9 protein-coding genes are annotated in these 9,348 nt (G+C 69.5%); 3 read left to right on the top strand and 6 right to left on the bottom strand.

Annotation, left to right across the window (positions count from 1 at the left end; genetic code table 11):
* The coding region (locus HOQ08_RS03275; protein WP_291191570.1) for an FAD-dependent oxidoreductase at positions 1–668 on the top strand (668 nt) is incomplete at its 5' end.
* 26 nt (positions 669–694) lie between these two features.
* Positions 695–1,648 (top strand): transaldolase, encoded by a 954-nt coding sequence (tal, locus tag HOQ08_RS03270; protein WP_291191567.1) that lies wholly within the window; start codon positions 695–697, stop codon positions 1,646–1,648.
* A 144-nt stretch (positions 1,649–1,792) separates the two neighbouring features.
* Here tal and rpoH read toward each other — a convergent pair whose 3' ends face one another.
* From rpoH to HOQ08_RS03240, 6 genes are all read right to left on the bottom strand, one after another.
* The gene (gene rpoH, locus HOQ08_RS03265) at positions 1,793–2,644 is read right to left on the bottom strand and encodes an RNA polymerase sigma factor RpoH (protein ID WP_291191564.1); all 852 of its coding nucleotides are present in this window, start codon (positions 2,642–2,644) and stop codon (positions 1,793–1,795) included.
* A 470-nt stretch (positions 2,645–3,114) separates the two neighbouring features.
* The gene (gene ung / locus HOQ08_RS03260) at positions 3,115–3,840 is read right to left on the bottom strand and encodes a uracil-DNA glycosylase (protein ID WP_291191562.1); all 726 of its coding nucleotides are present in this window, start codon (positions 3,838–3,840) and stop codon (positions 3,115–3,117) included.
* Positions 3,837–4,676: a response regulator gene (locus tag HOQ08_RS03255; protein ID WP_291191558.1), complete on the bottom strand. Its 840-nt coding sequence runs from the start codon at positions 4,674–4,676 to the stop codon at positions 3,837–3,839. The genes ung and HOQ08_RS03255 overlap by 4 nt, the downstream gene beginning before the upstream one ends.
* Before the next feature lie 123 nt (positions 4,677–4,799).
* Positions 4,800–5,771: a permease-like cell division protein FtsX gene (ftsX, locus tag HOQ08_RS03250; RefSeq protein ID WP_291191555.1), complete on the bottom strand. Its 972-nt coding sequence runs from the start codon at positions 5,769–5,771 to the stop codon at positions 4,800–4,802.
* Entirely contained in the window at positions 5,768–6,445 is a 678-nt protein-coding gene (locus HOQ08_RS03245) for an ATP-binding cassette domain-containing protein (protein ID WP_291191552.1), read from the bottom strand. The genes ftsX and HOQ08_RS03245 overlap by 4 nt, the downstream gene beginning before the upstream one ends.
* 213 nt (positions 6,446–6,658) lie before the next feature.
* Positions 6,659–8,371: a DEAD/DEAH box helicase gene (locus tag HOQ08_RS03240; RefSeq protein WP_291191549.1), complete on the bottom strand. Its 1,713-nt coding sequence runs from the start codon at positions 8,369–8,371 to the stop codon at positions 6,659–6,661.
* Positions 8,372–8,786: 415 nt separating this feature from the next.
* On the opposite strand from HOQ08_RS03240, the gene trxA reads away from it, so the two are divergent.
* Positions 8,787–9,116 carry a thioredoxin TrxA gene (gene trxA / locus HOQ08_RS03235; protein WP_343203811.1) on the top strand — a complete coding sequence of 110 codons (330 nt, stop codon included), beginning with the start codon at positions 8,787–8,789 and terminating at the stop codon, positions 9,114–9,116.
* Positions 9,117–9,348: the final 232 nt, after the last annotated feature.

The following is a 9,348-nucleotide window of genomic DNA, read 5'->3' as shown; positions in this document are numbered from 1 at the left end:
CACGGCTGCTGCCGGCCTTCGACCCGACCCTGTCGGCCAAGGCGCACCAACAGCTCGAGCGACTGGGCGTGGAGGTGCGCACCGGCGCTGCCGTGACCGCCATCGACGGCCAAGGCGTGCGCCTGGGCGGGGAACTGCTGGCCGCGCGCACCGTGCTGTGGGCCGCCGGGGTCGCTGCCTCGCCGCTGGGGCGGCGGCTGGACGCATCGGTGGACCGCGCCGGACGCGTGCGCGTGGCGGACGACCTGAGCCTGCCGGCGCACCCGGAAGTCTTCGTGATCGGCGACCTGGCCTGCGTCGAGCGCGCCGACGGCACGCTGGTGCCGGGCGTCGCGCCCGCCGCCAAGCAGATGGGGCGCCATGCCGCCGACCGCATCCGCGCGCGCATCGACGCCGATTCGACGCCCGCTCCGTTCCACTACCGCGACCAGGGCGCGCTCGCCACCATCGGCCGCATGGCCGCGGTGGCACAATTCGGGCGGCTGCGGCTGTCCGGCCCGCCGGCGTGGTGGGTGTGGCTGGTCGCCCACATCTATTTCCTGATCGGCTTCCGCAACCGGCTGGTGGTGCTGCTGGACTGGGCCTGGGCCTACTGGACCTACCAGCGCCACGCGCGCATCGTCACCGGCACCGATACGGTTTCCTCCACCCAAGAGCCCTCCTCCTGACGTTCACCCAGCTTCCGGATCCCACCGTGCCTTCCCAACTCGAACAACTGCGCCAGTACACCACCGTGGTCGCCGACACCGGCGACATCGACGCGATCGCCCGCGACAAGCCCGTCGATACGACCACCAATCCATCGCTGCTGCTCAAGGTCTGCACGCAGCCGGCCTATGCGTCGCTGCTGGAAGAGTCGCTGGCCTGGGCCAGGCAGCAGGGCAACGAGCGCGAGCAGCAGCTGGTGGACGCCGGTGACCACCTGGCGGTGGCGGTCGGACGCAAGATCCTCGAGCTGATTCCCGGGCGCATCTCCACCGAGGTGGACGCGCGCCTGTCCTTCGATGCCGACGCCACCATCGCCAAGGCCGAGCGGCTGGTCGGCCTGTACGAGGACGAAGGCATCAGCCGCGACCGCATCCTCATCAAGGTCGCCTCCACCTGGGAAGGCATCCGTGCGGCGCGCGAACTGGAGCGCCGCGGCATCCCGTGCAACCTGACCCTGCTGTTCGCCCTGGAGCAGGCCATCGCCGGCGCCGAGGCGGGCGTGTTCCTGATTTCGCCGTTCGTCGGCCGCATCATGGACTGGTACGTCGCCAATACGGGCGTCAAGCAGTACGCGCCGGACGAGGACCCGGGCGTGCAGTCGGTGCGGCGCATCTACCAGTACTACAAGACCCACGGCTACAAGACCGTGGTGATGGGCGCGAGCTTCCGCAACGTGGGCCAGATCCAGGCCCTGGCCGGCTGCGACCGGCTCACCATCAGCCCCGACCTGCTGAAGGAGCTGGAAGGCTCGAACGAGGACCTGCCGCGCCGCCTCGCCGACGACGGCACGCGTACCGAACGCCCGCCGGCCATGGACGAGGCGCGCTTCCGCTGGGGCATGAACGAGGACGCGATGGCCAGCGACAAGCTGGCCGAGGGCATCCGCAAGTTCGCCGCGGACCAGCGGCAGTTGGAGAAGCTGCTGGCCGAGCGGCTCTGAGCGGCCGCTGCATGTGCGCTTTTGCTCCTCCGGTCGCGCCGGAGGAGCGGGAGCTGCCGGACCGGCCGGGCGGCAATAGCCAAAAGCAAAAGCGGCCCCGAGGGCCGCTTTGTCGTCTTCGCAGCGAATACGCCTTCAGAACCCTCAGAACAGCGCGCGCATCTTCTTCATGGCATTGGCCTCGACCTGGCGGATGCGTTCGGCCGAAACGCCGTACTCGTCGGCCAGGTCCTGCAGGGTCGCCTGGTCCTCGTTGAGCCAACGGCGCTGGATGATGTCGCGCGAGCGGTCGTCGAGCTTGGCCAGCGCGGTGGAGAGCGTCTCCATCTGGTTGCCGGCCTGGTCGGCGTCGGACACGTTGTCGTACGGGTCGGCGCCGTCGTCGACGAGAAAGGCTTCCGGTGCGGGCTTGGCGTCATCGTCCGCGTCGGCGGGCGCCTCGAAACCGATGTCACGGCCGGACAGGCGCGACTCCATCTCGCGCACGGTCGCCTCCGGCACGCCCAGGTCCTTGGCCACCATGCGCACTTCCTCGGCGTTCATCCAGCCCAGGCGCTTCTTGCTCTTGCGCAGGTTGAAGAACAGCTTGCGCTGGGCCTTGGTGGTGGCGACCTTGACGATGCGCCAGTTGCGCAGGATGAACTCGTGCATCTCGGCGCGGATCCAGTGCACCGCGAAGCTGACCAGGCGCACGCCCTGGTCCGGGTCGAAACGCTTGACCGCCTTCATCAGGCCGATGTTGCCTTCCTGGATCAGGTCGCCCAGCTGCAGGCCGTAGCCCGAGTAGCCGCGCGCCACGTGCACCACGAAGCGCAGGTGCGACATCACCAGCTTCTTGGCCGAATTGAGGTCGTTGTCGTCGTTGAAGCGGCGCGACAGCGCCTGCTCCTCGTCGTGGCTGAGCACCGGAATGCGGTGCACGGCGGAGATGTAGGCATCCAGGCTGCCGACGACGCTGGGGATCGGCAGGTTGGCGGTCACCAGGGCTTGGGACATGAGAAACCTCCGGTAGATGGATCGCAGCTTAGCACTCCCGCACTGAGAGTGCTAAAGAGCCAGAAAGTTCTGGCCGCGAGATTTAATGTACCGAATCGTACAGCAATATGAGAGGGGTTGCCAGCCCCGCCGACCGGCATGCGGCCAGTGTTCATGCGGGCTGTCCAGCGGCGGTGAAGCGACGACGGGGACCGTGCCCGCGCCGCTCGGCGAAGCGGCTGGACCGTGGGATGGGAAGGGACCTTGGCCGGATGGCGGTAGTGCCTGGGGCGGGGAGGAACCGGAATCAGGCTCCTCGCTATTCTGCAGTCTGCCGTCGAGGCGGATGGGCATGCTTCCGAGCGTGGCTAGCATCGCCGACCGCCTGGCGCGTCACCGTCGGAAGTGCGCACGCCCATGCATAAGCGGACGCCGCGGTGTGTCGGCGGCGAAGGCCGCCAACCTCATCCGTGCTGGCGCCCGGCGTGCGCTCAGGGATGCGCGGGCAGTGCGGACCGCGGCGGCAGCGACCAGTCGATCGGCGACTGGCCGCGACTTTCCAGGTAGCGGTTGGCCGCGGAGAAATGGCCGTTGCCGATGAAGCCCCGGTGCGCCGACAGCGGCGAGGGATGCACCGAGCTCAGCACCAGGTGCCGGCGTGGGTCGACCAGCTTGCCCTTGCGCTGCGCGTAGCTGCCCCACAGCAGGAACACCAGCCCCTCCCGCTCGCGCTGGAGCGCCTCGATGGCAGCATCGGTGAAACCCTCCCAGCCCTTGTTCTGGTGCGCGCCGGCGCGGCCCTGCTCGACCGTCATCACGCTGTTGAGCAGCAAGACGCCCCGGTCGGCCCAGGGCGTGAGGCAACCGTGGTCCGGGCGCGGGACGCCGAGGTCGCGCTCGATCTCGGCAAAGATGTTGTTGAGCGAGGGCGGCACCGGCACGCCCGGGCGGACCGAGAAACACAGTCCATGCGCCTGGCCGGGACCGTGGTACGGGTCCTGGCCCAGGATCACCACGCGCACCTGGTCGAAGGGCGTGTGCGCGAAGGCATTGAAGATCTCCGGCCCCGGCGGGTAGAGCACCTTGCCGGCGCGCTTCTCGGCACGTAGGAAGCCGGCCAGCGCGCGCATGTCCGGGCGTTCCAGGTAGTCGCCCAGGCGGGCTTTCCACGAAGGCTCCAGGCGGATGCGCTCGGCATCGGCGACGGCGCCGGTCACGCTTCGGCACCCCGTGTGCGCAGGTGGCGCGCCACGCGCAGCTGGAACAAGAGCTTGGTCACCAGCAGCTTTTCCTCCACCGGCTTCTCCACCAGGTCGTTGGCGCCGGCCTTGAGCAGGGCGGCCTGGTTGGCCGGGTTCTCGTCGCCGGTCATCACCAGCACGGGCAGTTGCCCCTTGCCGTAGCCGAACTGCGTGCGGATGCGCTCGAGCAGGTCGCCACCGGTGAGTTCGCCCTTCAGGCTGACGTCGGTGAGCACCACGTCGGCGCCGATGTTGCCTTGCGCGCGATCGGTCTCCAGCATGGCCAGCGCATCCTCCACGCTGACCACGTGGCGCACGGTCAGGCCGATCTTTTCCAGCATGCGGCGGGTAGCCAGCGCGACCACGCGGCTGTCCTCCACGTACAGCACCGTTCCCTCGGCGGTGTCCTCCGGCCGCACGTAGCCGCGGATGAAGTCGGCCAGCGCCTGGAAGCCCAGCGACTTGTCGAAGTAATCGGTGACGTGTTCGCCCAGGGTGCGCTTGTGCAGGCGGGTGTCGACGTCGCCGGAAACCACCACGATCGGCACGTAGGCCTGCGCCGATTCGCGCACGTGGCGGGCCAGTTCCAGGCCATCCATGTCGGGCAGGCGCAGCGCGATGGTGATGAAGTCGAACGGACCCTGCTCGATCAGCTCGCGCGCTTCGGCGCCGCTGCCGCAACCGACCAGCTCGGCCTCCGGCAGTTCGGCCTTGAGCACGCGCGTGATCAATTGCCGTACCACCTTGGAGCCGTCGACCACCAGCACCCGCGGAGCGGTACCGGCGCTGCGGCTGCCGATGCCTGCACTCATGCCCCACCCATCCACATCGAACACCTCACCGTGCGCCCCGCGCGCACGCCGGGGCTATCTTGCATCATCGCGCCCGACGATGGCTGCGAAAGCGGTCACCCGCGCAGGCATCCGAGCGTGTGGTCAGTCCGCCTGGTACAGCTGCCAGGCGCTGACCAGCCGCGCACCGATCCAGCCGAGGGCGGCCGCCGCCAGCGGCGCGCCCAACAGCAACCACCAGGGCAGCGCACCCAGCATGAGCGAACCGCCGTAGGCACGATCGAGCTCGGCCGCCGGGCCGGCCAGCGCCAGCTCGATCGCCAGCGCCAGCAACGAGGCCAGCGCGCCGCCGAACAGCCCATACCAGACACCGGCATAGAGATAAGGCCGCCGCACGAAGGCGCGGCTCGCGCCGACCAGCAACAGCACGCCGATTTCCTCGCTGCGGCTGGCGATGTCGGTACGAATGGTGTTGCCGACCACCAGCAACGCCGCCAGCGCGAGCAGCCCGGCGAGCACCAGCACCACGCGATGGCCCACGCCCAGCAGCGCATCGAGCCGCTGCCGCCACTGGCTGCTGTCCTGCACCAGGTCGACCGCCTGCTCGCCGCGCAGCGACGCCGCCAGCGCGTCGACCGCCGCCGCATCGAGTCCGGCCCTGGGCTGCACCACCAGCACCCATGGCAGCGGGTTGGCGTCGTCCAGCGCATGCACGGCGCCGGAGAAGCCTTGCAGCGCGGCCAGTTCGTCCAGGCCCTGCTGCGGCGTCTTGACCGTCACCGCGGCGACCTCGGCGCGCTGGCCCAGTTCACCGGCGAGCAGCCTGGCCTGCGCGCCGGCCTGGTCGGCCTTGAGGAACACGCTGATGGCCGGGTTGCGGCCCAGGGCGTTGCCCATCGACTGCACGTTCGCCAGCAACAGGTAGAACGCCAGCGGCAGGGCCAGTGCCAGGCCCAATACGGCGACGGTCATCAGCGTGCCGAGCGGACGCGCGCCGAGCCGGCGCAGGCTCGCCGCGGCGCTCCAGCCGTGGTGCTCGCGCCATCCGGCGAAGCGTCGCGCCTGGCTGCGCTCGCTGCGCGGGACGGCTTTCTCGGTGACGGCCGGCGCGCTCACAGCACTTCCTCCGCCGCGATGTCGGCGACCAGCCGGCCGTGGTCGAGCACCACCACGCGCTTGTGCATGCGCTTGATCAGCGGCAGGTCGTGGCTGGCCACCAGCACCGTGGTGCCCAGTTCCTGGAATTCGGCGAACAGCCCCATGATCTCCACCGCCAACTGCGGATCGAGGTTGCCGGTCGGCTCGTCGGCGATCAACACGGCCGGACGCGCCACGATGGCACGCGCGATGCCCACGCGCTGCTGTTCGCCGGTGGAGAGCGAGTCGGGCAGCTGGCGCTCGTAGGAAAGCAGGCCGACCTTTTCCAGTGCCGCGCGCACGCGCCGGCCGCGCTCGGCCGGTGCGACCCCGCCGATCAGCAGCGGCAGTTCGACGTTGGCGAAGACGGTGCGATCCATCAGCAGGCGATGGTCCTGGAACACCATGCCGAGCCGGCGTCGCAGTTTCGGAATGCCGCCGCGGCCGACCTTGGCGAGGGCTTGCCCGTCCACCACGATCTGCCCGTGCGAGGGCCGTTCGATCAGCGCGATCAGCTTGAGCAGGGTGCTCTTGCCGGCGCCGGAATGGCCGGTGACGAAGGCCATCTCGCCGGCCGCCACCTCGAAGGACAGTTGCGAGAGTGCCTCGTGGCCGCCCTCGTCGCGCGTGCTCACCGGGTCGAAGCGGAGCACCGCGTGTGGGTCCGTGTCCCGCACCAGGGGCCAAGGATCCGGGATGGCCGGACCTTTGCGGGCTGGCTTCCCTCACCACCGGGGAGGATGGGACAAGGGCGGCTCTTGCGAGAGGGCCACATCAAGCGCGGCCTTCGTGGGGCCGCCGCGATCCCCGCCCCTCATCCGCCCTTCGGACACCTTCTCCCTCGCAGAGGAGAAGGATCCGTTGGCTCAGCGCCCGGTGAACAGCCGCGTCAGGCGGCGGAAGAAGCCGGGCTTTTCGGCCGCCGGCTCGCCCACGCCCGACTGCACCGCCACCTGCCGCGACGGCCTCGACGGGCCGGCAGCACGCTCGCGCGGCGGCTTGCGCTCGCCACCGTGCGGCGGACGGTTTTCGGACGATGCCTGCGCCTGCGGCGCGGCGTTCTCGCCTCCCTCGCGGCGGCGGCCACGGCCACCGCGACGCCGACGGCGCTTGCGTGGACCTTCACCCTCCATGGCCGGCCCGCCGGCCGGGGCGACCGATATCACGGCGGCGGCGGTCGAGGTGCCTTCCACCATTGCGGCATCCTCGATCGTCGGACGCGGCGCACGAGGTTCGCGCGGCGGACGCCCCTCGCGCGGCCCTCGCTCGCCACTGCGTCCGCCCTGGCGCGAGCGGCTGTGTGACCCCTTGCGCTCGTCCCCGCGCGGTTCGACCTTGTCGCCGAACTGCGCGCTGTCGGCCGCCGCATCCGCAGCAAACTGCGGATCGATCTCCCGCGGCTTGGGCATGATCAGCATGTCCGGCTCGACCGTCGCCACCGGGATCTTCTGTCCGATGTAGGCTTCGATCTCCGGCAGGCTCATCGCATAAAGGTCGCAGGCGAAGCTGACCGCGTCGCCCTCGGCGCCCAGGCGCGCGGTGCGGCCGATGCGATGCACGTAGTCCTCGGCGTCCTGCGGCAGGTCGTAGTTGAAGACGTGGCTGACCGCCGGGATGTGCAGGCCGCGCGCGGCGACGTCGGTGCACACCAGCATGTCCAGCTGGCCGTCCTGGAACCGCTGCAGCAGCTTCTGCCGCTTCAGCTGCGGCACGTCGCCGGACAGCGCGCCGACGCGGTAGCCCTGGCGCTTGACCCGCTCGGTGATGCGCTCGGCGGCGGCCTTGGTGTTGACGAAGATGATGCTGCGGCTGGGGTTCTCGCGCTCGAGCAGGTTGAGCAGCAGCGGCATCTTCTCTTCCTTGGCCGGGAAGTAGACGACCTGGCGCACCCTGTCGGCGGTGACGTTGTCGGTCTCCACCACCAGCTTCTCGGCCTCGTGCATGTGCTCGTAGGCCAGCTCCAGCACGCGGTGGCTGAGCGTGGCCGAGTACAGCAGCACCTGGCGCTGCTCGCGCGCCGGCAGGCGGCGGAAGATGAAGCGCACGTCCTTGATGAAGCCCAGGTCGAACATGCGGTCGGCCTCGTCGACCACCATGATCTCCACGCCGTTGAACCCGAACACCTGCTGCTTGTAGTAGTCGAGCAGGCGGCCGGGCGTGGCGATGATGATGTCGCAGCCGTCCTTGAGCTGCTGGCGCTGCTTGTCGTAGTCGACGCCGCCGTAGATCAGCGCGGTCTTGAGGCCGGTGTGGCGGCCGATGTTGCGGGCGTCCTTGTCGATCTGGATGGCCAGCTCGCGGGTCGGCGCGATGATCAGCGCACGCGGGTCCGAATCCTTGCGCTCGGCTACCGCCGGCTGCGTCAGCAGGCGGTTCATCAGCGACACGAGGAACGCGCAGGTCTTGCCGGTGCCGGTCTGCGCCTGGCCGGCGACGTCGCGACCGGTCAGCGCCACCGGCAGCGTCAGCGCCTGGATCGGCGTGCAGCGGGTAAAGCCGGCGTCGGCGAGGCCTTGCTGCAGCAGCGGGTGGAGGTCGAAATTGGTGAAGAAGGTATCGGTCAGTACGGTTTCGGACATGGGTCACTGGGATGGGATGCGGGCGGCGACGAGGCGGGCCCGGCTCCGCCGCCAGGCAGGCGCGGAACGGTTGAGGGTTGCGGGGCGGGCCAACCGCGCGTGCGTCCTGCCGATCGTTTGGGACCGGTCCTGCGCGCGCACTGCCGCTCATCTCCGCGGGTGGAGGCTGGGACCGACGGTTCCGCTGGCATAGGCGAACGGGCTGACGTTCTGAAGCCCTCTCGCCTATGACAACGGAACCCTCCGTCGCCACCCTTGAATCGCTTGAATCGCGACCCGAGTTACGCTGGAATGGAGGCCTGCCGCAACGGCAACCCCGCAGTCTTCCGGTCAGAACCCGCGCAACATGGGCGTCCCAGTGTAGCCGATGCCGGCCGCGCGGTCCCAAACCCCCTTCCACGCAACCATGGAGACCCTGGTGAGCGACCTGATCACCCACGTCAACGACGATGCCTTCCAGAAGGACGTACTCGAGTCCGACATCCCCGTCCTGCTCGATTTCTGGGCCGAATGGTGCGGCCCGTGCAAGGCCATCGCGCCGATGCTCGACGAGCTGGCCAGGCAGTACGAAGGCAAGCTGCGCATCGTCAAGCTCAATATCGACGAGAACCAGAAGACCCCCCGCACCTACGGCGTGCGCGGCATCCCGACCCTGATGGTCTTCAAGCACGGCAAGGTCGAGGCGACCCAGATCGGCGCCGTCAGCAAGGGCCAGCTCAGCCAGATGATCGACAAGGCGCTCTGATGCGCCCGCCCGCCGCGCGCGCTTTACGGCGCCGCGCGACGGGTGCTAGATTCGCCTAACGACCGAAAGGGGCGGTCCGCTTCGCCCCTCCCGCGCGCATCGCGCGACGCTCGTCCTCCCTCCTGTTTCCTCAACGGCGCCCCACGAGGTTTGCCCGTGTCCGATATCGAAACCCAAGACTCGCCCGACGCCAAGCGCGCCGAACCCAAGAGCGCGGACGCACCGCGCACCC

The sequence above is a fragment of the Frateuria sp. genome (assembly GCF_013362045.1).
Lineage (GTDB): Bacteria > Pseudomonadota > Gammaproteobacteria > Xanthomonadales > Rhodanobacteraceae > Frateuria_A.
The sequence above is the reverse complement of the archived record's forward strand: the minus strand, read 5'-3'. Positions and strand labels throughout refer to the sequence as shown.